The organism is Paractinoplanes aksuensis, from assembly GCF_024137025.1.
Classification (GTDB): domain Bacteria; phylum Actinomycetota; class Actinomycetes; order Mycobacteriales; family Micromonosporaceae; genus Actinoplanes; species Actinoplanes aksuensis.
Map to the genome: position 1 here is coordinate 277,558 of NZ_JAMYJR010000021.1, position 20,715 is coordinate 298,272.

The following is a 20,715-nucleotide window of genomic DNA, read 5'->3' on the forward strand; positions in this document are numbered from 1 at the left end:
GGCCTATCCGGTGCCGGCCTTGTACCCGACCCCCCGGACGGTCAGGATGATCTCGGGCCGTTCCGGGTCGGGCTCGATCTTGGCGCGCAGCCGCTGCACGTGGACGTTGACCAACCGGGTGTCGGCGGCGTGGCGGTAACCCCACACCTGCTCGAGCAGCACCTCGCGGGTGAAGACCTGGCGCGGCTTGCGGGCCAGGGCCACCAGCAGGTCGAACTCGAGCGGGGTGAGCTTCACTTCCTCACCGTCGCGGGACACGGTGTGGGCCGGCACGTCGATGGTGATCTGGTTGCCGGGCGGGCCGATGGTCAGCATCTCGGGCGCCGCGTCCTCGCCCCGGCGCAGGCGGGCCCGCATGCGGGCCACCAGTTCCTTGGGCTTGAACGGCTTGACCACGTAGTCGTCGGCGCCGGACTCGAGGCCGAGCACCACGTCGACCGTGTCGCTCTTGGCCGTCAGCATGACGATCGGGATGCCCGACTCGGCCCGGATCGCCCGGGCCACGTCGATGCCGCTCATGCCGGGCAGCATCAGGTCGAGCAGCACGATGTCGGGACGACTTTCCCGGAAGGCGGCCAGAGCGCGTTCCCCGTCGGCCACGAACGAGGGCAGGAAACCCTCGCTCCGCAGGACGATGCCGAGCATCTCGGCCAGCGCTGGATCGTCATCGACGACGAGTACCCGGGCTCTCATGCGGTCCAATATTGCACTGTCCTCCCGAACACCACGTACCCCGGGGGCGATCTTGCGTAAAACGGGGGGCTCGGAGGGACGAAAAAGGGCGGCCCGGCAGCGGACCGCCCTTCGAGGATCAGGCCCGGGGGCGGTCGAACTCCCCGTCCCGTACGCCGGCGATGAAACCGGCCCAGTCCGTGCCGCCGAACGCGAGCACCGGACCGGTGACGTCCTTCGAGTCGCGCATCAGCACGGCTGCCGGAACGTTCGCGATCTCGACGCAGTGGCCCGCGGCTCCGCTTCGAGTGCTCTTACGCCAGGTGAGAGTGGCGTCCTGCATCGTGGGTCCCCTTCCAGGAGGTACAAGCGCCTCCATTTCAGCTCACGATGCGGTCAGAAGGCGGAGTGCTTCCTCCCTTTCAGCGATGGCCGTTCGGCTCAACTCTGGCGACATTGAGCGTTCCCGCAGGTCGGAGAGGGCGTCGCGGTAGACGTCGACGTCGGCCGGCGTCACCCGGAAGAGACCACCGGTGAGGCCCTCGCTGTGCACGACAGAGGCCCGGGTGCCCGCCTCGAACTCGAGAACCATGAACGGCTCGGTCATGCCCGCGTGGGCGCCGGCGGTGAACGGGAGCACGAGAAGCTCGACCCCGGGGCGTTCGCTGGCCTCGCGCAGCCGGCCCAACTGACGGCGCAGCACGTCGGGCCCGCCGACCTCGCGGTGGAGCACGGCCTCGTCGAGGACGATGCGCAGCACCGGGGTGGGATCGCGGGTCAGAACGGCCTGGCGGGCCATGCGCAGGGCGAGGCGGCGCTGGATGGTCTCGGCCGCGCCGACGTCGGCCCCGACCTCGATCACGGCCCGGGCGTACTCGTCGGTCTGCAGCAGACCGGGGACGACCTGGGGTTCCCACTCGCTGATGAGCACGGCCTCGGCCTCGAGGGCGACGTATTCGTCGTACGGGTCGGGGACCGAGGACCGGTACGGCGTCCACCAGGCCCGGGCGCGGCCGCGACGGGCCAGCTCACGGAGGCGGTCGCGGTCTTCCACCCGTACGCCGTAGGAAGTGAGAAGACGGTCGAGGTCGGGCTCGGTGATTCCGGTGTGCGCGGTCTCGATGCGGCTCAGCTTGGACTCGGACCAGCCCAGCGCGGTGGCTACATCGGCCGCCCGGCGGTCGGCACGAAGACGGCGCAACTCGTTACCGAGCTCGTGCCGTGCGGTTGAGGTCGCCCTTGCCACGGGAACACCATAACGTTGCACCCGTCGCTGTCTGCAACTTGCACCCCACCCTGTGCACTTGCATGCAGGTCAGAGGTCATGCCGTAATGGAAATGGACCACGGGCCGGTCGGTGGCGGCAAACACCGGCGACCCGGAAGACGGGGCCCGTCCGCACCTCTGCGGACGGGCCCCGGCCCATGTCCGACCAAACCGTCCGGACATAGCGAACGGGACGGCGGGCCTGGACCCACCGCCCCGTTCATCCCCCCGGTTTGGTACCGCGCGCGTCCGTGGGACCCCCCGATCACCAATGACGCTGCGTGTTTATAGATTCACACTCCGCACACGCCGTGTCAAGCAAATCCGGAAATTTCCTATTTTGAGGGGTTGTCAACGTCACGCTGAGCGTGAACGAGTCAGGCCGGGACGGCGGCCACGAAGACCGCGCCGGTGCCCGCAACCTTGATCGCGCCGGCATCGGCCGAGGCGTAGGCGGCCGTACCCGGGGTCAGCTCGACCGGGGTGCCATCGACGCTCTCGCCCACGAAGACGTCGCCCGCGGTGGCCAGGATGATGCGCGGGCCGGTGGCGGGCACCTCGACCGGCGGGCGGGTGCCGTCCAGTTCGACCCGCAGCAGGCGGAAGTCGGGAATCGGCACCGCCCACGTCGAGACGCCCGGGGCCACCTGCTCGCTGCGCAGGATCGGGTCGTCCAGCACCTCGAAGCGCAGCACCTTGAGCAGCTCGTCGACGTCGACCCGCTTGGGGGTCAGGCCGCCGCGCAGCACGTTGTCGCTGGCCGCCATCAACTCGACGCCGGCCCCCTTGAGATAGGCGTGCAGGTTGCCCGCGGGCATCCAGATCGCCTCGCCCGGCGCCAGGCGCACGTGGTTGAGCAGCAGCGCCACCAGCACACCGGGATCGCCCGGGTAGTGCGCCGCCAAGTCGGCCACCAGCCCCTCGGCCGGTGCGGCGGCCACCACCGCCGTGATCAGCGCGTCCCGGTCGCCGGCGGGCCAGGTGAGCAGGGTCTGCACGGCGGCGCGCAGGTCTCCCCCACGCAGCGCCGCGACCACGGGCGCGAGCGAGGCCACCCCGAACGCCTCGATCTCGTCGGCCGCGACGCCGGGCGCGCGGAAGCCGCACAGCGCCTCGAACGGCGTCAGCGCCACCAGCATCTCGGGCTTGTGGTTGGCGTCGGTGTAGTTCTTGGGCAGGCTGGGGTCGGCCTCCTGCCGGGCGTACGCCTGCTTCGCGTACTCGAGGTCGGGGTGGGCCTGCAGCGAGAGCGGGGCCCCGGCCGCCAGCACCTTGAGCAGGAAGGGCAGGCGCGGGCCGAACGCCTCGAGCACGGCCTCGCCCAGCTGCCCCTTCGGGTCGTCCGTGATGAGCGCGTCCAGGCTGACCGGGCCGTCCTTGGCCGTGACGGTGGCCGGGTCGCCCGGGTGAGCGCCCAGCCACAGCTCGGCCTCCGGTTGCTCGGTGGGCGCGGGCCGCCCCTGGAGCTCGGCGATGAGGGTGCGGGAACCCCAGGCGTACGGACGGACGACCCCGGTCAGCGGAAGAACGCTCATGGTCGTGAAACTACCCGGGCGCGACCGCCGGCTTCGCTGGACGGTAGATGTCGGGCTCGATGTAGATCACCCGGGCGATCGGCACCGCCTCGCGGATGCGGGCCTCGGTCTCGTCGATGTGCCGGGCCACCTCGTCGGCCTTCTCCGAACTCGGCACGGCGATCTTCACCGCCACCAGCAGCTCCTCCGGCCCGAGGTGCAGCGTCTTCATGTGGATGATCCGCTCGACGCCCTCGCCCGCCAGCACGGCCTGCTCGATCCGCCGGGTCGCCTCGGGGCTGGCTCCTTCGCCGATCAGCAGGCTCTTGGTCTCGACGGCCAGGATCGCCGCGATGGCCACCAGCAGTACGCCGATCATCGCGGTGCCGATGCCGTCCCACACGCCGTTGCCGGTGAGCAGGGTCATCACCACACCGAACAGCGCGAACACGAGGCCGAGCAGGGCCCCCGAGTCCTCCAGCAGCACCACGGGCAGTTCCGGAGCCTTGGCCCGGCGCACATAGTCGACCCACGAGGTGTTGCCCCGGGTACGGTTCGACTCCTTGATCGCGGTCCTGAACGAGTACGACTCGAGGCCGATCGCCACCACCAGCACGACGACCGGCACCCACTGCCAGCTTTCGATCGGGTGCGGCTCGCTGATCTTGTGCCAGGCCTCGTACAGCGCGAACAGGCCACCGAGGCTGAACAGCACGATGGACACGATGAACGCGTAGATGTAGCGCTCACGGCCGAAGCCGAACGGATGGTCGGGCGTCGCCTGGCGCCGCGACCGCTTGCCACCGATCAGCAGCAGGAGCTGGTTGCCGGAGTCGGCCACGGAGTGGATCGACTCCGCCAGCATCGACGACGAGCTCGTCAGCAACCAGGCGACGAACTTGGTGACCGCGATACCGAGGTTCGCGGCCAGCGCCGCGACGATCGCCTTGGTTCCACCCTCAGCACTCATTTACCCAACTCCGCAGTGACGTCCGTCAGAAGCGGTCACTGCATTCCCTCGGGCAACGGGTTCGAAAGCTCTTTCATCTCGCTGATCGCGGGCACGGCCATCGGGTCGAGCCCGTGGGCCAGGGCCAGGTAGAGCGAGGCGAAATCAGGTACGGCGGTCAGGGAGGCGAGCCGCTCCAGGGCCGAGCCGCCCTCGGCCGTGAGCACGTCGCAGCGCACGCCCCGGCGTTCGGCCAGGGTCTGCACGGCGTCGGCCCGGCGTTCCTCGACGGCGACCGGCTCGTCCGCGTCCTCCTCGGGGTTGAGCCCGCCGTCGCGGAACAGCACGAGCCGCAGGCGGGTCGCGCCGGTCTCTTCCGCGTCGGGGTCGGCGAAGATGTCGCGGGTCGACTCGGCCAGCCCGCCGAAGACGCCGTCGAGCAGGCCCACCCGGCCCCGGCCGGCCTCGCCCAGGGCGCCCGCCATCACCGGGTAGCGGGCGTTGGCGGCCAGCGTGTCGGCGAAGCGGCGGGCGGCCACGGTGGCCAGCGGGGACGAGCCCCAGACGATCGGGATCGAGCCGGCCAGGCCCAGCGCGAGCGCCTTGGCCGGGTTGACGAACGAATCGGCCCCGGGCCGGCAGCGCTCGGCGTCGGCGTCGAGCCGGGTCGCGGTCTCGGCCAGGTCAGCCTCGTTGACCTTGACCAGGCCGATCGCGCGGGCGGCGAGCAGCACCGGCACGGCCAGGCCCCACAGGCTGGCCCGGGCCGGCGCCCGGCGCGGCACCGCGAAGAACGGCGCCCGGGCCCGGGCCGCCATGGCCTCGAGCTCGGAGTCGGGGTTGCCCACGGCGACCAGGCGGGCGCCGCGGCGGGCGGCTGCCTCGGCCGCGGCCAGCGCCTCGGGGCTGCGGCCGGAGGCGGAGACGGCGATGACCACGTCGGCCGCGCCGACCCAGCCGGGCAGGCCGGGGCTGCGGTGGCCGATGATCGGGACCGGGCAGCGCGGGCCGGCCACGGTCGACAGGATGCTGCCGGTCAGACCGGCCGTGCCGATGCCGGCCACGACGACCGCCCGGGGGCGGCCCTCGTCGGCCAGCACGCTGAGGTCGGTCTCGGCGGCCAGCGCGGCCGCCTCGCGCACCTGGGCGCCGGCCGACGCCGTGGCCCGCAGCATGCCGCCGGGGTCGTTGGCCAGCATCGACTTCTCGTCGTCGAGCAGCGACTCGTCGGCGTGCCGGTGACCGTGGACGCCGGCCGCGCCACCCTCCAGGGGCCCGGCCATCAGGCGGCGTCCTTCGGCGTACGCGCCTCGTCGAGCAGCAGCACCGGGATGTCGTCGCGGACCTCGAAGATGCGCCCGCACTCGGTGCAGGTGAGGGTCTGCGCGTCGGCGTCGTGGGTGAGCGGCGCGTGATGCGTGTCCGGGCAGGCCAGAATGTCCAACAGCTGCGGATCGAGGGCCACCGCGCGGCTCCTAGGTAGATGTGCGGGCGTTTCCGCCTGATCCTAACTACGGACGATGGCGAGCACTTCGTCGCGCAGGGATGCCATGCGGTCCGGCTTGGGCGCCTCGACGTTGAGCCGCAGCAACGGCTCGGTGTTGGAGGCCCGCAGGTTGAACCAGGCGCCGTCGGACAACTGCACGGTGAGGCCGTCGAGCTCGTCGAAGGTCGCCCCGGCGAAGTGGGCCCGCACCTCGGCCGTCTTGGCCGCGGCGTCGGCCACCGTCGAGTTGATCTCACCCGAGGCGCTGTAGCGCTCGTACTCAGCGGCGAACTCGGACAGCGGCAGCGACTGGCCACCGAGCGCGGCCAGCACGTGCATGGCGGCCAGCATGCCGGTGTCGGCGAACCAGAAGTCGCGGAAGTAGTAGTGGGCCGAGTGCTCGCCGCCGAATACTGCGTTCGTCCGGGCCATCTCGGCCTTGATGAACGAGTGGCCGACCCGGCTGCGCACCGGCGTGCCGCCCGCCTCGGTGATGATCTCGGGCACGGCGTGCGAGGTGATCAGGTTGTGGATCACCGTGCTGCCCGGGAACTTGGCCAGCTCGCGCCGGGCCACCAGGGCGGTGATGGCCGAGGGCGAGACCGGGTCGCCCTTCTCGTCGATGATGAAGCAGCGGTCGGCGTCGCCGTCGAACGCGACGCCGATGTCGGCGCCCTGCTCGCGGATGGCGTTCTGCAGGTCGACCACGTTCTTGGGGTCGAGCGGGTTGGCCTCGTGGTTGGGGAACGAGCCGTCGAGCTCGAAGTACATCGGCACGATCTCGAGCGGCAGGGCCGGCAGCACCTGGTCGCCCAGCACGGCCGGGACGGTGTAGCCGCCCATGCCGTTGCCGGCGTCGACGATCACCTTGAGCGGCCGGATGCCGGCCAGGTCGACCAGCGAGCGCAGGTGGGCCGCGTAGTCGCCCAGCAGGTCGCGGGTCTCGAGCCGGGACGGGCCGTCGGCCTCGGCGTTCAGGTCGTCGAGCAGGGCCTGGGCCCGCTGCCGGACGACGGCCAGGCCGCTGTCCTGCCCGACCGGCTTGGCCCCGGCCCGGCACAGCTTGATGCCGTTGTACTGCGCCGGGTTGTGGCTGGCGGTGAACATGGCGCCGGGGCGGCCCAGCGAGCCGGACGCGTAGTAGAGCTCGTCGGTCGAGGCCAGGCCGATGCTGATGACGGCGGCGCCGGCCGCGTTGGCGCCCCGGGCGAACGCGGCGGCCAGGCCGGGGCCCGACTCGCGCATGTCGTGCGCGGTGACGATCTCGTCGGCGTCGTCGCCCGACTCACGCAGCATCTCGACGAACGCGGTGCCTAGAGCCCGGGCGATCGCCTCGTCGAACTGGTCCGGAACGACCCCCCGGACGTCGTACGCCTTGACGATCTTGGACAGATCAGACACTGCTCCCCCTTGTCTCCACGCTGATGACCCGCCGAGAGTAGCGGAGCCCGATGACAGGCATTACGTCATTGATAGAGCGTCAACCGAACAGAGCTTGTCGTCGGACGTGATGGGGGTCACGATGGGTGGGTCTGGAGGTGCCCGTAGTGCCCAACCCGTGGCTCGCCCTCGACGCCGGCGCCGACCCCGTCGAGCGCATGCGTCAGGTCGGGCGTGCCCACGAGCGGTTCGTGGCGGGTGAGAAGTCCGACGGCCCGGCGATGCGCTCCGTGGTGGCCGACTCCTGGCGGCGCTCGGCCGTCGCCCTGCCCGGCCCCGACGCCACCGCCCCGATCGACCTCAGCGACGACGACCTCGAGTCCTACCGCGCGGCCCACCCGCTCGCGCGTGTCCTGCCGATCTTCCGCGACCTGCTGGGCGGCCTGGCCGAGGACGGCGAGCACCTGATGGCCGTGTGCGACGCGTACGGGCGGCTGCTCTGGGTCGAGGGGACGGCCAAGGTGCTGCGGGCCGGCGAGCGGATGAACTTCGTGCCCGGCGCCCGCTGGGACGAGGCGCACGCGGGCACCAACGCGCCGGGCACGGCCCTGGCCGTCGACCACCCGCTCCAGATCTTCGCCACCGAGCACTTCAGCCGGGGCGTGCAGCGCTGGACCTGCGCCGCCGCACCGATCCACGACCCGGGCACCGGCCGGCTGCTCGGCGCCATCGACGTCACCGGCGGCGACCACCTGGCCAACCCGCACAGCCTGGCCCTGGTGCGGGCGACCGCGCTGGCCGCCGAGGCCTACCTGCGGGGTCACCTGAGCCGCGCCGCGACCGCGGGCTCGGTGGTCGCGCTCGGGCGCAACGAGGCCCTGCTGACCTTCGGCGGGCGGCAGTGGCGTCTGGGCCGCCGCCACTCCGAGCTGCTGGTGCTGCTGCTGGCCCACCCCGAGGGCAGCACCGGTGACGAGCTGGCGTTCGGGGTCTACGGCGACGACGCGAGCCCGGTGACCGTACGGGCCGAACTGTCGCGGCTGCGGCGGGCGCTGGGGTCCGAGCTGATGGGTTCCCGGCCCTACCGGCTGCGAGCCGAGATCGAGGCGGATTTCCGTACGGTCCCCGCGCTGCTCGAGCACGGCCGGGTGGCGGCCGCGCTGGAGGCGTACGCGGGACCGCTTCTGCCTGGTTCGGACGCGCCGGGCGTGGTGCGGCTGCGCCGGCTCGTCGACGACCGCCTGCGCTCGGCCCTGCTGGCCACCCGTGACCGCACGCTGCTCCACACCTGGCTGCACGCCCCCTGGGGCGCCGACGACCTGGAGCTCTGGGAGGCCTACGCCCGCCTGCTGCCCCCGACCGACCCGGCCCGCCCCCTCGCGATGGCACGCATCCACAAGCTTCATGTCGAGTATGGGCTTGCAACGTCCGTGCAACGTCTTCGTAACTAGCGTCGGCCGTACCCCAGAGGTACGGAGGCTGCCATGACCGTATATTCCGCGCCCGGATCCGACGGCGCGATCGTCAACTATGAATCCCGGTACGACCACTTCATCGGCGGCGAGTACGTACCGCCCGCCAAGGGACAGTATTTCGCCAACCCCAGCCCCGTGACCGGCCAGGACTTCTGCGAGGTGGCCCGGGGCACGGCCGAGGACGTCGAGAAGGCGCTGGACGCCGCGCACGGCGCCGCCGACGCGTGGGGCCGCACCTCCACCGCCGAGCGGGCCAACATCCTCAACAAGATCGCCGACCGGATGGAGCAGAACCTCGAGAAGCTGGCCGTCGCCGAGTGCTGGGAGAACGGCAAGCCGGTGCGCGAGACGCTGGCCGCCGACATCCCGCTGGCGATCGACCACTTCCGCTACTTCGCGGGCGCCATCCGGGCCCAGGAGGGCACCGCGGGCGAGATCGACGACGACACGGTGGCGTACCACTTCCACGAGCCGCTGGGCGTGGTCGCGCAGATCATCCCGTGGAACTTCCCGATCCTGATGGCGGTCTGGAAGCTCGCCCCCGCGCTGGCCGCCGGCAACGCCGTCGTGCTCAAGCCGGCCGAGCAGACCCCGGCCTCGATCCACTACTGGATGTCGCTGGTCGCCGATCTGATCCCGCCGGGCGTGGTCAACATCGTCAACGGGTTCGGCGTCGAGGCCGGCAAGCCGCTCGCCTCGTCCAACCGGGTGGCCAAGGTCGCCTTCACGGGCGAGACCACCACGGGCCGGCTGATCATGCAGTACGCGTCCGAGAACCTGATCCCGGTCACCCTCGAGCTGGGCGGCAAGAGCCCGAACATCTTCTTCGAGGACGTCAGCCGGCTCGACGACGACTTCTACGACAAGTCGCTCGAGGGCTTCTCGATGTTCGCGCTCAACCAGGGCGAGGTCTGCACCTGTCCGTCGCGCGCGCTCATCCAGCAGAGCATCTACTCCGACTTCCTGGCGGCCGGCGTGAAGCGGGTCGAGAACCTCAAGCAGGGCAACCCGCTCGACACCGACACCCAGGTCGGCGCGCAGGCCTCCAACGACCAGCTCGAGAAGATCCTGTCGTACCTGGACATCGGCCGGCAGGAGGGCGCGAAGGTCCTCACCGGCGGCGCTCGGGCCGATCTCGGCGGCAACCTCTCCGGCGGCTACTACGTGCAGCCGACGATCTTCCAGGGCAACAACAGCATGCGGATCTTCCAGGAGGAGATCTTCGGGCCGGTCGTGTCGGTGACCTCGTTCGACGACTACGCCGACGCCATCAAGATCGCCAATGACACGCTGTACGGGCTGGGCGCGGGCGTGTGGACCCGGGACATCAACACCGCGTACCGGGCCGGCCGTGCGATCAAGGCGGGCCGGGTCTGGACGAACTCGTACCACCTGTACCCGGCGCACGCCGCGTTCGGTGGCTACAAGCAGTCCGGCATCGGCCGCGAGAACCACAAGATGATGCTCGACCACTACCAGCAGACCAAGAACCTGCTCGTGTCGTACAGCCCCAAGGCGATGGGCTTCTTCTAGGCCATGCCTGCCACCCGGGTTGACGTGACCCCCGCCGCGGCCGACATGATGCGGCAGCTGCGGGGGCAGCACGGTCCGCTGATGTTCCACCAGTCCGGCGGGTGCTGCGACGGCAGTTCGCCGATGTGCTACCTCGAGGGCGAGTTCCGCACCGGCCAGTCCGACGTGCTGCTCGAGTCCCTGAAGATCGACGGGGTCGACGAGCCGATCACCTTCTGGATGTCGGCCTCGCAGTTCGAGCTCTGGAAGCACACCCACCTGACGGTGGACGTGGTCCCCGGACGGGGTTCCGGCTTCTCGCTGGAAGCCCCCGAGGGCGTGCGATTTCTCATCCGTTCGCGCCTGCTCACCGAGCAGGAGCTGGTCGAACTCTCCTGATCGGAGGATTGTCCAGGTTTGATACTGGCCACACACTGATCCGTGCACCGCCGTCGTCCCGTATCAATGAGGGGCGGCGGCGGCTTGCCGTCACCGCCGCGCGATCTTGTACCCGACCCCGCGAGGAACCTGTGCCGACCCCCCTCCTTCGACTCCTGAGCTTCCTGACCGCACTCGACCAGCGGGCCATCACCTGGGCCCTCGGGCGGGTCTCCCCCGACCGTGCCGAATCGCTGCGCCGGGTCGCGACCGGATGGTCGAGGACGGCAAGGTCGGGAGCCGGACGGTCCAGGGAGGGTCTGATGCGTCTGTCGCGGGCCAAGAAGGCGGTGCTGCTGGGCGTCGTGCTGATCGCGGTCGGCCTGACCGGGCGTGCCTCGGCCCAGTCGGCCGAGGACAACATCGGCACGCTGACCGCGACGAAGCCCGCGCCCTCACCGTCGGCCTCCGCCACGAAGAAGCCGAAACCGAAGCCCGTGAAGAAGCCGGCGGCCCGCACGGTCAAGAACCCGCGCTTCGCCGGCCCGGCCGGCAGTCACATGCTGACCGGCACCAAGGGCGTCGCGCTCACCTTCGACGACGGCCCCGACCCGCACGAGACGCCCAAGCTGCTGGCCCTGCTGGCCCAGCACAAGGTGAAGGCGACCTTCTGCCTGGTCGGCGTGCAGGTCAAGCGGCATCCCGAGATAGTGCGGAAGATCGTGGCCCAGGGGCACACGCTGTGCAACCACACCTGGGACCACAGCCTGAAGATCGGCAAGGATCCGGCCGACAAGATCAAGGCCGACCTGGGACGCACCAACGCGGCGATCCACCGGGCCGCGCCCAACGCGAAGATCAAGTACTTCCGGGCCCCCGGCGGCAACTTCACGCCGCGGCTGGTCGGCACGGCCGAACAGATGGGGATGACCTCGATCTACTGGAAGGTCGACCCGCGCGACTGGAGCCACCGAAAGGGCGAGACCAGCGCCGTCCACCAGGCCAAGGTGGTCAAGCAGATCGAGAAGCACTGCCGGCCGGGAGCGATCGTGCTCTCCCACGACTACGCGCAGCCGGACACCATCGCCGCGTACAAGAAGCTGATCCCGTGGCTCAAGAAGCGCTACACGCTGATCGCGCTGCCTTAGCCCTAGTGGCTGGGGGGAATGACCCGCAAGTGGCCTCTGCGGCCCGTCTGGTGGCCCGGGAGACGCTCTTCGTCGTCGGCCCGAGGGGACGGCGGGGCCGGGCGGGCCGCCTCACGGACGGCGTCGGCCAGGGCGACCAGGTCGTCGGTGGTGGGCGGGGGCGGGGCGAAATCACCGTCGTGCCGCACGAGTTCCCAGCCCCGGGGGGCGGTGAGGCTGCGGGCGTGCGGCTCGCAAAGGTCGTACGTGTGGGGTTCGGCGAAGGCGGCCAGGGGTCCGACGACCGCCGTGGAGTCGCTGTAGACGTAGGTCAGGGTGGCGACCGCCTGTCGGGGACAGCCGTTCCGGGAGCAGCGCCGTGGTGACCTCACGGCGGCACGTTATCGCCCCGGCGGCCCGCACGGGCGCGGAAACCCCGCGACACGCCGACCCACGATGCATCACGATTCGGTCATGCCCACCCGACACGCGGCACCCGATGGGGCGAATTACCGCTGTATCGCCCCGAAGGGACGAATCGCCACGGCCGAAACACGTCTGACAACGTGTCACACCGTCGGAGGACTAGAGTTGCCTCGTGACCACCAGTCCCGAACGCCGCCGCAGCGACCCGCGAACGGCGCGTAAGGCCGGCCAGGCCCACCCGGCCCGCCGCGACCGGCACGGCCGGGGCTTGCGCGGCCGGCTCGTCCCGGCCACTGTCCCCCTGGCCCGCACCAAGGCCGAGATCTTCGACGACCTGGTGCTCGACACGGTCGAGGGGCTCGAGCGGCGCTACGCCAAAGAGCTGGCCGGCGTCGAGTTCGCCGTCGAGGACGTGCCGCCCGATCTCAACGTCTACGACTCCGACGTGCTCGAGGACGGCGAGGTGCCGCTGGCCCGCCTGCTTCCCGGCCGGCCCGGCCGGCAAGAGCTCCCCCCGCGGATCGTGCTCTACCGGCGGCCGCTGGAATTCCGGGCGATGGACCGCGAGGACCTCGCCGACCTCGTCCACGATGTGATCATCGAGCAGGTCGCCAACCTGCTCGGGGTGGATCCCGACGAACTTTCGTGACTAAGCGACGCGTCGCTTCAACTTGCGACGCTCGCGCTCGGACAGTCCACCCCAGATGCCGAAACGCTCGTCGTGCCCGAGTGCGTATTCGAGGCACTCGGCCTTGACCTCACAGCGACCGCAGATCCTCTTCGCCTCCCGGGTGGACCCACCCTTTTCCGGGAAGAAAGCTTCCGGATCGGTCTGCGAACACAGCGCCCGTTCCTGCCACTCGGGCGCGTCCCCGAGCAGGTCGACCCCTTCAACCTGCGCTTCCATCGGCGTGCCTCCCAATTTCCGCGCCGGCAGCGATGCCGGCACTGACCCCCCACGCACGCAGCGTGTTTTTTGTGAGCGGACTTCGCATTTTGTTGCGCTTCAGCTCACAACCCCACCGAAATTACACGCGTGTAAGACGTGCGTCGTCAAGCCGAACCTGATAAATAGGCCCGTTTCCCTCACGCGCCTGCGGGCGTGCGAGGGTCCCGTTCCTGCCCTATCTCTCCGGAGGCCCGGTAGGTAACGCGATCCCGTTCACTCGCGTCCAATTTAACCCGTTTTGTGACCTACCGTCGACCGTAGGTCGTGGTCCGCTCCACGGCCGGGCGACCCGCCTCGGCCGCGAGTTCCTTCAGCTCAGCGACCGTACGGGCCGATCCGTGCTCGGAACCGGCCATCCGCGAGATCGTTTCCTCCATCAGGGTGCCCCCGAGATCGTTGCAGCCCCCGTTGAGCATTACCTGAGTGCCTTCGTCGCCCAGCTTCACCCAGGAGCACTGGATGTTGTCGATGCGGCCGTGCAGCAGGATCCGGGCCATGGCGTGGACAACCCGGTTCTCCCGCCAGCTGGGACCGGCCTTGGCCAGTCCGGCCAGGTAGATGGGCGCGTTCGTGTGGATGAACGGCAACGCCACGAACTCGGTGAAGCCGCCGGTCACGTCCTGGATGCCGGCCAGCACCCGGAAGTGGCCGAGCCACTGGCGCGGGTGGTCGACGTGGCCGTACATCATGGTCGAACTCGAGCGGATGCCGAGCTGGTGGGCGTTGGTCACCACGTCGACCCAGGCGCTGGTGGGCAGCTTGCCCTTGGTCAGCACCCAGCGCACGTCGTCGTCGAGGATCTCGGCCGCGGTGCCGGGGATCGTGCCCAGGCCCGCCTCCTTGAGCTCGGCCAGCCAGTCGCGCACGGGCACGCCGGCCTTGGCCGCGGCGGTGACGATCTCCATCGGGGAGTACGCGTGGACGTGCATGCCGGGCACCCGTTGCTTCACGGCCCGGACCAGATCGGCGTACGCCGTGACGGGCATCTTGGGGTCGATGCCGCCCTGCATGCAGACCTCGGAGGCGCCGTCCCGCCAGGCCTGCTCGGCCCGGTCGGCGACCTGGTCGACCGAGAGCCGGTAGGCGTCGGCGTCCTTCTCGCGCTGGGCGAAGGCGCAGAACCGGCACCCGACGTAGCAGACGTTGGTGAAGTTGATGTTCCGGTTGACCACGTACGTGATGTCGTCGCCGTTGACCTGCCGGCGCAGGTCGTCGGCGATCCTGGCCAGCTCGTCGAGGGCGGGACCGTCGGCGTTGAACAGCGCCATCGCCGCGTCCTCGTTTTCTGGCCGAAGCAGTTTCGCAGGATCGGTCGAGGCGAGCTTGAGGCCGGTCAGCACGTCCGCGGGCAGGCTGGACGGCGCCTCGGTGGTGATGTGGGCGGCCACCTCGTCCCAGTCGCCGTAGACGTCGTCGAAATCGGACCTCCGGTCGCCGGTGCGGCCGTCGGTGTCGATCGTCGCGAACAGGTCGGTGCGGCCCGAGGCGTACTGGTCGTCGGGCTCCTGCCAGGGGCGGCCCACGACCTCGGCGTCCTCGCGGGCCAGACCGTCCGGCCCGGACAGCGCGGCCACGTGGGCCGTCACCCGCGGGTCGAGCCAGCCCTCGTTGCCCCGGCGGACGTACTCCGGATAGATCGTCAGGCGCTCGCGCAGCTCGAAGCCGGCCTGTTTGGAGTGCTCGCGCAGCAGGTCGATCTGGGGCCACGGGCGCTCGGGGTTGACGTGGTCGGGGGTGACCGGCGAGACGCCGCCCCAGTCGTCGATGCCGGCCCGCAGCAGCAGGCCGAACTCGGTGTCGATCAGGTTGGGCGGGGCCTGCAGGCGGCCCCGGGGGCCCATGATGATGCGGCCCACGGCCACCGTGGCGGCCAGCTCGCGCAGCTCGGCGTCGGGCATGCCGCGCATCGCCGTGTCCGGCTTGGCGCGGAAGTTCTGGATGATGATCTCTTGGATGTGGCCGTACTCACGGGCGGCGCGGCGCATCGCGAACAGCGCGTCGACCCGCTCGGCCGGGGTCTCGCCGATGCCGATCAGGATGCCGGTGGTGAACGGGACGCCGACCCGGCCGGCGTCGTCGAGCACCCGCAGGCGTACGGCCGGCTCTTTGTCGGGAGAACCGAAGTGCGGACCGCCGGGCTCGGACCACAGCCGGGTCGCCGTGGTCTCGAGCATCATGCCCATGCTGGGCGCGACCGGCTTCAGCCGCTGCAGCTCGGCCCAGCTCATCACGCCCGGGTTGAGGTGCGGCAGCAGGCCGGTCTCTTCCAGCACGGCGATGGCGCAGGCGCGCACGTAGTCGAGGGTCGAGTCGTAGCCGCGCTCGTCGAGCCACTGCCGGGCCGCGGGCCAGCGCTCCTCGGGGCGGTCGCCCAGGGTGAACAGGGCCTCTTTACAGCCCTGGGCGGCGCCCTGGCGGGCGATCTCGAGAACCTCGTCGCGCTCGAGGAACGCGGCGGGCAGCCGGTGGGGCACGGTGGCGAACGTGCAGTAGTGGCACCGGTCCTGGCACAGGCGCGTCAGGGGGATGAAAACCTTGCGGGAGTACGTGACCACGCCCGGCCGCCCGGCCTCGCGCAGACCCGCGTCGCGGATGCCGCCGGCGATCGTGAGCAGCTCGTCGAAGTGTTCACCGGTCGCGGCCAGAAGAGCGGTCGCTTCGTCGGCGTCCACCGCTTTGCCGTCGGCCGCTCGGCGCAGGGCGCGGCGGATGCTCGCTTCCGTGGGCTGGCTGTCGACCGTGTTGACGTCTGTCACCCCAGCAGCCTAGGCCGGAAAGCCGTGCGGTGCCTTGACCGGAGGGGGCCGCGCGCCGTGGTCTATCCCACTGCGCGCGGCCCCTCGCTGGTGCTATCGCCGGCCTCGCTGGTGCTGTCGCCGGGGCTTGCTGGTGCTGTCGCCGGGGCTTGCTGGTGCTGTCGCCGGGGCTCGCTGGTGCTATCGCCGGGGCGAATCCTCGCCGGCCGGGCCGAAGCCGGGGCGGTCGTCGGAGATCTTCTCGGTGCGTTCCTCGCCGGTTGGCTCGGCCTTGGGCACGACCTGGGTCGGCTCGGAGAACGCGGGGGCCGCGGGCGGGCCCGAGGCCGGGAACGCCGCCGGGGCGGGCGGGCCCGAGGCCGGGTGGGCCGGCGGGGCCGAGGCCGGGATGGGCACGGCCGGCTGGTTCCAGGCCGGGGGCTGCTGGCCGTAGGGCTGGCCGTACTGCTGGGTTCCCTGCGGCGGCATGCCCTGCGGGGGCATCCCTTGCGGCGGCATGCCCTGCGGCGGCATCTGGGCTCCCGGCGGCGGGTAGGAGCCCGGGGCGAACCCGGGCTGCCCCTGCGGCGGCTGGCCGTAGCCCGGCTGCCCCGGGTAGGTGCCGGGCTGACCGTACGCGGGCTGGCCGTAGACGCCGGGCGGAGCCTTCGGCTTGGCCACGTGGAACAGACCCTGCCAGAGCCGGAACACCGCGTACGCGGCCACGGCGAACACCCCGAGCCAGGCCACCCGCACCAGCAGCTCTTCGAAGGCGATGCGCGCGCCGTTGTTGCCGGCGTGGTTGATGAGGCCGATGAGCAGGCCGAACAGCACGCCGAAGAACGCGATGACGGCGTACTCGACCAGGGCCACCATCGTGATCAGCTGGGCCTTGGGGTGCCGCGGCAGCACGAGCACCGCCAGCAGCACCGCGGCCAGCGGCATGAAGATCGTGGCCGTGTTCACGAAGCCGTAGAAGCTGTCCTGCGTGCGGTAGCCGAACTGGTTCTCACCGTCCGGGATCAGCCGGATCACGGCCACGAAGAGCAACAGCGCGGGGGCGCCGACGAGCGCGTAGGCCGCGAGGTCGCGCAGCGGGCGGAGGAACTGTCCGGCCGATCTGCCCTCGCCCGGCGCGGGCTGCGGTTGGCTGGTCACGGGATCTCCAAGACGAAGTCGGGTGCGGGAGGCTCAGGGTAGTCCGGCCTCGCATGCAGCGCCGATACCCACCGGCGAGTTCTGTCATACCCGTGCGGAAGGATGAAGGCATGCGGATCGTGGTCCTTTCCGGTGGCATCGGCGGCGCCAAGTTTCTCGTCGGCGTGCGCGCGCACGCTCGCGCCCTCGGCGCCGAGGTGACGGCGGTGGTCAACGTCGGCGACGACGTCCGCATGCACGGCCTGCAGATCTGCCCCGACCTCGACAGCGTCATGTACACGCTGGGCGGCGCCCACGACCCCGAGCGGGGCTGGGGCCGGGTCGGCGAGTCCTGGGTGGTCAAGGAAGAACTGGCCGCCTACGGCGCCGAGCCGTCGTGGTTCGGCCTGGGCGACAAAGACACAGCCACCCATTTGGTACGCACGCAGATGCTGGCCGCGGGCTATCCGCTGTCCGCGGTCACGGCCGCCCTGTGCGCCCGCTGGCAGCCCGGCCTCACCATGCTGCCCGTCACCGACGACCGGCTCGAGACCCACGTGGTGGTCGACGTCGAGGGCGAGCGCAAGGCCATCCACTTCCAGGAGTGGTGGGTCCGCTACCGCGGCGACCTGCCCACCCACCGTTTCGTCTTCGTCGGCGCCGACGCGGCCAAGCCCGCCCCCGGTGTCCTCGAGGCGATCGCCGCGGCCGACGTCGTGCTGGTCGCGCCCAGCAACCCGGTCGTGAGCATCGCCCCGATCCTGGCCGTGGCTGCCGTCCGCGACGCCGTGGCCACCGGCCCCGCCCCCGTCATCGGCGTCTCTCCCATCATCGGCGACTCCCCGATCCGCGGCATGGCCGACAAATGCCTGGCCACGCTCGACGTCCCGGTCACCGCGGCCGGGGTCGGCGCCCTCTACGGCCCCCGCCCGTCCGGCGGCATCCTCGACGGCTGGCTGGTCGACTCCTCCGACGCCACCACCAAGATCGACGGCATCCCGACCCGAGCCGTCCCCCTGTGGATGTCCTCCGAAGAAGCCACCGCCCAAATGGTCAAAGACGCCCTCTCCCTGGCCGGCATCGCCTGACCCCACCCCCACCCGCACCCGGCGGAGCGCGGTGCCTCACTCAGTGACGCGACGTTCCGCGCCCCGGGGGCAGGGACGCGCCGCGCTCACGGGCAGGGATGAGCCTCATTCTCATGCCGCGCCCGCATCGATGTGGCTTGGCTTCGAGCTAGGGCCATGTGGGCAGGCTGCGCTTGGTCCGTAGTGGGCACCGCCGGGCACGCCGGCCAGTGGATCATCACTCACAGGCAGGGACGCGCCGCGCTCACTGCCAGGGAGACGCTGCGGTCACCGACAGAGGACAGGCCTCGCTCAACGGCCAGGACGTTTGCGCCCACTGGCAGGGACGCGCTGCGCTCACTGCCAGAGACGCGCCGGGCTCACTGCCAGAGACGCGCCGCGCTCACTGGCGATGACGGGTCTCGCTCCCTGGCGGGACGTGATGAGTGCCACGCTGGGGGCGGTGTCGCGGACATCGGCCGCGGCGGGGAGAATTTCAGCGCTGAAGGGGGCGATGTGGTGACGGACGGGTTGGAGATCCTGCCGGTGCGCGGGATCGGCGAGATCGTGGCCGGCGACGACCTGGGCGCCGTCATCACCGCGGCCGCGCCGTGGATCATCGACGGCGACGTGCTGGTCGTCACCAGCAAGATCGTGTCGAAGGCCGAGGGCCGGCTGGTCGAGGTGCCCGCCGACGGCACCGAACGCGACCAGGCGCGGGCAGCCGTCCTCGAGTCGGAGACGGCACGCGTGGTCGCCCGCCGCGGCCCCACCACGATTGTCCAGACCCACCACGGCTTCGTCATGGCAGCGGCCGGCATCGACGCCTCGAACGTCGACAAGACCCACCTGGTGCTGCTACCCGCCGACCCCGACGAATCGGCCCGCCGCCTACGCGACAACCTGCGCGAACGCGGCCTCGACGTGGGCGTGATCATCTCCGACACGATGGGCCGGGCCTGGCGCAACGGCCTCACCGACGTCGCCCTGGGCGCGGCCGGCATCGACCCGATCCGCGACCACCGCGGCGAGACCGACCCGTACGGCAACGAGCTGGAGATCACCCAGATGGCCGTCATCGACGAGTTGGCCGCCGCCGGCGAGTTGGTCAAGGGCAAGGTCGACCAGACCCCGATCGCCGTGGTCCGCGGCTACCCCCGCTCCGCCCTGCGCGACTCCGGCAACGCCTCAGCCCTGCTGCGCGACGCCGCCTCCGACATGTTCAGCCTCGGCACCGCCGAAGCCCGAGCCGACGGCCTACGCCAGGCCGCCCAACTCCCCGACGGCCCCGGGGCGGCGCTGCCCGGCATCCCGGTCGACCCCGCCGCCCTCGACCGAGCCGCGGCTTCAGTGGCAGACCACCTCTCCCGGTCCACGCAGGTCGCACCGGCCGACGCGATCCCCGGCAGCGGCGCCACAGCCGCCTTGCACCTCAGCACCCTCGACAAATCCCCACCCGGCCTCATGCTCCTCGGCGCCGACGCCCACCGCCTACGCGCCGCCTTGGCCGCCGAATCCATCGTCACCCTCTCCCTCCCCCACGAGGACGGCATCCGCCTGGAACTCTCCGGCACCTGACCCACCCCACCCACAAGGCCCAAGCCGCCCCACATCAAAAGCCAGCCGCACCGACCCGAACGAGCCGGGCTGCACCGAGCGAGCCAGAGCAGACCGAGCGGCTGAGCAGACTAAGCGGAGCCGGGCTGGGCGAGCCGCGCTGGCTGGGCAAGCCGCGCTGAGCTGAGCAGGCCGGGCTGAGCTGAGCAAGACGGGCTGAGCTGAGCAAGACGGGCTGAGCTGAGCAAGACGGGCTGAGCTGAGCAAGACGGGCTGAGCTGGCGTCAGGGCCGAGACGGACGGGACGGCCCGGGCAAGACGGGCGAGACGAGCCGGGCCCGCCCGAGGGCGGGAGCCATGGCTCGAGCGCCGGACGGACAGCAGGCCAGAGAACGGCTGACCTCAGTAGAGGGTGCGTCGGGTCTCGGCTCAGCGGAGACGAGCCAGCGCCGGCGCTATCTGGCGGACGGTGCCGGACGCCAACGGGCTGGGCAGCGCATCCGGGGTGAACCAGTCCAGCGCCGCCGATTCGTCGCTTATCTGCTCTCGGGCATCGACCGGGGCACGGAGCAAAAACCGTACATCGAAATGCACTGAAGGCTCGGCCGGCGCCCCATCCCGAGCACCGCAGCGCACCTCGTGCACATCAACATCGATCGGCTCGGCATCAAGCTTCAACCCGGCGATGCCGGACTCCTCGGTGGCCTCCCGCAGAGCAGCCGCAGCCAACCCCGCATCCCCAGCCTCGCAATGCCCGCCCAACTGCATCCATTTACCCAGCCGCCCGTGCAGACAGAGCAACACCCGCCCACCCGGATCAACCACGAGCGCACTGGCAGTCACATGCCCCCGCCGATGCGCACGGGTCATTGCCACCGGCCCATCCGCTAGCAATTCAAGCGCACGCAGACGACCATCCTCAGCCTCCGAAGAGGTAGCCCGCCACTCCCCGAGCACCCGAACAGCGTCCGCATGCAATTCCTCAACACCCAAGCCCGACAACTCCCCCGGAATGACCACGCAAGGTTTCGGGGGATAGGAGTGGCCAAAGTCGAAATCAAGCCTGACGATCGGCTTTGGTCACT

The 20,715-nt window shown here is 70.8% G+C and carries 20 protein-coding genes; 7 read left to right on the forward strand and 13 right to left on the reverse strand.

Going from position 1 to position 20,715, the window contains the following annotated elements; all coding sequences use genetic code 11:
* Positions 1–3: 3 nt before the first annotated feature.
* The 8 genes from mtrA to M1L60_RS20510 all read right to left on the reverse strand — a co-directional run bounded on the left by mtrA (position 4) and on the right by M1L60_RS20510 (position 7,288).
* Positions 4–693, reverse strand: a complete 690-nt coding sequence (mtrA, locus tag M1L60_RS20475) for an MtrAB system response regulator MtrA (RefSeq protein WP_089293161.1) — start codon at positions 691–693, stop codon at positions 4–6.
* Positions 694–811: 118 nt separating this feature from the next.
* Positions 812–1,015 (reverse strand): DUF397 domain-containing protein, encoded by a 204-nt coding sequence (locus M1L60_RS20480; RefSeq protein ID WP_253239051.1) that lies wholly within the window; start codon positions 1,013–1,015, stop codon positions 812–814.
* A gap of 42 nt (positions 1,016–1,057) precedes the next feature.
* Positions 1,058–1,918 carry a DUF5753 domain-containing protein gene (locus M1L60_RS20485; protein ID WP_253239052.1) on the reverse strand — a complete coding sequence of 287 codons (861 nt, stop codon included), beginning with the start codon at positions 1,916–1,918 and terminating at the stop codon, positions 1,058–1,060.
* A 397-nt stretch (positions 1,919–2,315) separates the two neighbouring features.
* A complete protein-coding gene (gene manA / locus M1L60_RS20490) occupies positions 2,316–3,473 on the reverse strand; it encodes a mannose-6-phosphate isomerase, class I (RefSeq protein WP_253239053.1) in 1,158 nt (385 codons plus the stop codon).
* A gap of 10 nt (positions 3,474–3,483) precedes the next feature.
* Entirely contained in the window at positions 3,484–4,422 is a 939-nt protein-coding gene (locus M1L60_RS20495) for a cation diffusion facilitator family transporter (RefSeq protein ID WP_253239054.1), read from the reverse strand.
* 35 nt (positions 4,423–4,457) lie between these two features.
* Positions 4,458–5,684, reverse strand: a complete 1,227-nt coding sequence (locus M1L60_RS20500) for an SIS domain-containing protein (RefSeq protein ID WP_438862135.1) — start codon at positions 5,682–5,684, stop codon at positions 4,458–4,460.
* Positions 5,684–5,866, reverse strand: a complete 183-nt coding sequence (locus tag M1L60_RS20505; RefSeq protein WP_253239055.1) for a Trm112 family protein — start codon at positions 5,864–5,866, stop codon at positions 5,684–5,686. The genes M1L60_RS20500 and M1L60_RS20505 overlap by 1 nt, the downstream gene beginning before the upstream one ends.
* Before the next feature lie 42 nt (positions 5,867–5,908).
* The gene (locus M1L60_RS20510) at positions 5,909–7,288 is read right to left on the reverse strand and encodes a phosphomannomutase/phosphoglucomutase (RefSeq protein ID WP_253239056.1); all 1,380 of its coding nucleotides are present in this window, start codon (positions 7,286–7,288) and stop codon (positions 5,909–5,911) included.
* Between the two features lie 146 nt (positions 7,289–7,434).
* Here M1L60_RS20510 and M1L60_RS20515 point away from each other — a divergent pair, with 146 nt between their 5' ends.
* The 4 genes from M1L60_RS20515 (at position 7,435) to M1L60_RS20530 (ending at position 11,780) form a co-directional block, all read left to right on the forward strand.
* Positions 7,435–8,718, forward strand: a complete 1,284-nt coding sequence (locus tag M1L60_RS20515; RefSeq protein ID WP_253239086.1) for a GAF domain-containing protein — start codon at positions 7,435–7,437, stop codon at positions 8,716–8,718.
* Between the two features lie 33 nt (positions 8,719–8,751).
* The gene (adh, locus tag M1L60_RS20520; RefSeq protein ID WP_253239057.1) at positions 8,752–10,275 is read left to right on the forward strand and encodes an aldehyde dehydrogenase; all 1,524 of its coding nucleotides are present in this window, start codon (positions 8,752–8,754) and stop codon (positions 10,273–10,275) included.
* A 3-nt stretch (positions 10,276–10,278) separates the two neighbouring features.
* On the forward strand, positions 10,279–10,653 hold the full coding sequence (locus M1L60_RS20525) for a DUF779 domain-containing protein (RefSeq protein ID WP_253239058.1): 375 nt from the start codon (positions 10,279–10,281) through the stop codon (positions 10,651–10,653).
* Between the two features lie 302 nt (positions 10,654–10,955).
* Positions 10,956–11,780, forward strand: coding sequence for a polysaccharide deacetylase family protein (locus tag M1L60_RS20530; RefSeq protein ID WP_253239059.1), 825 nt, complete (start codon positions 10,956–10,958; stop codon positions 11,778–11,780).
* Positions 11,781–11,782: 2 nt separating this feature from the next.
* Here M1L60_RS20530 and M1L60_RS20535 read toward each other — a convergent pair whose 3' ends face one another.
* The gene (locus tag M1L60_RS20535) at positions 11,783–12,151 is read right to left on the reverse strand and encodes a DUF3499 domain-containing protein (protein ID WP_253239060.1); all 369 of its coding nucleotides are present in this window, start codon (positions 12,149–12,151) and stop codon (positions 11,783–11,785) included.
* 206 nt (positions 12,152–12,357) lie between these two features.
* Here M1L60_RS20535 and M1L60_RS20540 point away from each other — a divergent pair, with 206 nt between their 5' ends.
* Positions 12,358–12,834, forward strand: a complete 477-nt coding sequence (locus tag M1L60_RS20540; RefSeq protein ID WP_253239061.1) for a metallopeptidase family protein — start codon at positions 12,358–12,360, stop codon at positions 12,832–12,834.
* Here the strand turns inward: M1L60_RS20540 and M1L60_RS20545 are convergent, their stop codons facing one another.
* From M1L60_RS20545 to M1L60_RS20555, 3 genes are all read right to left on the reverse strand, one after another.
* Positions 12,835–13,092 (reverse strand): WhiB family transcriptional regulator, encoded by a 258-nt coding sequence (locus M1L60_RS20545; protein WP_014688021.1) that lies wholly within the window; start codon positions 13,090–13,092, stop codon positions 12,835–12,837. It abuts the gene before it with no gap.
* Between the two features lie 287 nt (positions 13,093–13,379).
* Complete coding sequence (locus tag M1L60_RS20550) at positions 13,380–15,890, reverse strand: bifunctional FO biosynthesis protein CofGH (RefSeq protein WP_253239062.1); 2,511 nt, start codon at positions 15,888–15,890, stop codon at positions 13,380–13,382.
* Between the two features lie 180 nt (positions 15,891–16,070).
* Complete coding sequence (locus tag M1L60_RS20555; protein ID WP_253239063.1) at positions 16,071–17,027, reverse strand: hypothetical protein; 957 nt, start codon at positions 17,025–17,027, stop codon at positions 16,071–16,073.
* Between the two features lie 110 nt (positions 17,028–17,137).
* Between M1L60_RS20555 and cofD the strand changes: the two genes are divergently transcribed.
* The gene (gene cofD, locus M1L60_RS20560) at positions 17,138–18,094 is read left to right on the forward strand and encodes a 2-phospho-L-lactate transferase (RefSeq protein ID WP_253239064.1); all 957 of its coding nucleotides are present in this window, start codon (positions 17,138–17,140) and stop codon (positions 18,092–18,094) included.
* A gap of 498 nt (positions 18,095–18,592) precedes the next feature.
* Entirely contained in the window at positions 18,593–19,651 is a 1,059-nt protein-coding gene (locus M1L60_RS20565) for a coenzyme F420-0:L-glutamate ligase (RefSeq protein WP_253239065.1), read from the forward strand.
* A 408-nt stretch (positions 19,652–20,059) separates the two neighbouring features.
* On the opposite strand, the gene M1L60_RS20570 is transcribed toward M1L60_RS20565, so the two are convergent.
* Entirely contained in the window at positions 20,060–20,650 is a 591-nt protein-coding gene (locus M1L60_RS20570; RefSeq protein WP_438862136.1) for an NUDIX domain-containing protein, read from the reverse strand.
* Positions 20,651–20,715: the final 65 nt, after the last annotated feature.

Coding starts and splice junctions, on each gene's coding strand:
- cofD (WP_253239064.1), top strand. CDS start 17,138: ATGCGGATCGTGGTCCTTTCCGGTGGCATCGGCGGCGCCAAGTTTCTC.
- adh (WP_253239057.1), top strand. CDS start 8,752: ATGACCGTATATTCCGCGCCCGGATCCGACGGCGCGATCGTCAACTAT.
- M1L60_RS20495 (WP_253239054.1), bottom strand. CDS start 4,422: ATGAGTGCTGAGGGTGGAACCAAGGCGATCGTCGCGGCGCTGGCCGCG.
- M1L60_RS20545 (WP_014688021.1), bottom strand. CDS start 13,092: ATGGAAGCGCAGGTTGAAGGGGTCGACCTGCTCGGGGACGCGCCCGAG.
- M1L60_RS20525 (WP_253239058.1), top strand. CDS start 10,279: ATGCCTGCCACCCGGGTTGACGTGACCCCCGCCGCGGCCGACATGATG.
- manA (WP_253239053.1), bottom strand. CDS start 3,473: ATGAGCGTTCTTCCGCTGACCGGGGTCGTCCGTCCGTACGCCTGGGGT.
- M1L60_RS20530 (WP_253239059.1), top strand. CDS start 10,956: ATGCGTCTGTCGCGGGCCAAGAAGGCGGTGCTGCTGGGCGTCGTGCTG.
- M1L60_RS20500 (WP_438862135.1), bottom strand. CDS start 5,684: ATGGCCGGGCCCCTGGAGGGTGGCGCGGCCGGCGTCCACGGTCACCGG.
- mtrA (WP_089293161.1), bottom strand. CDS start 693: ATGAGAGCCCGGGTACTCGTCGTCGATGACGATCCAGCGCTGGCCGAG.
- M1L60_RS20480 (WP_253239051.1), bottom strand. CDS start 1,015: ATGCAGGACGCCACTCTCACCTGGCGTAAGAGCACTCGAAGCGGAGCC.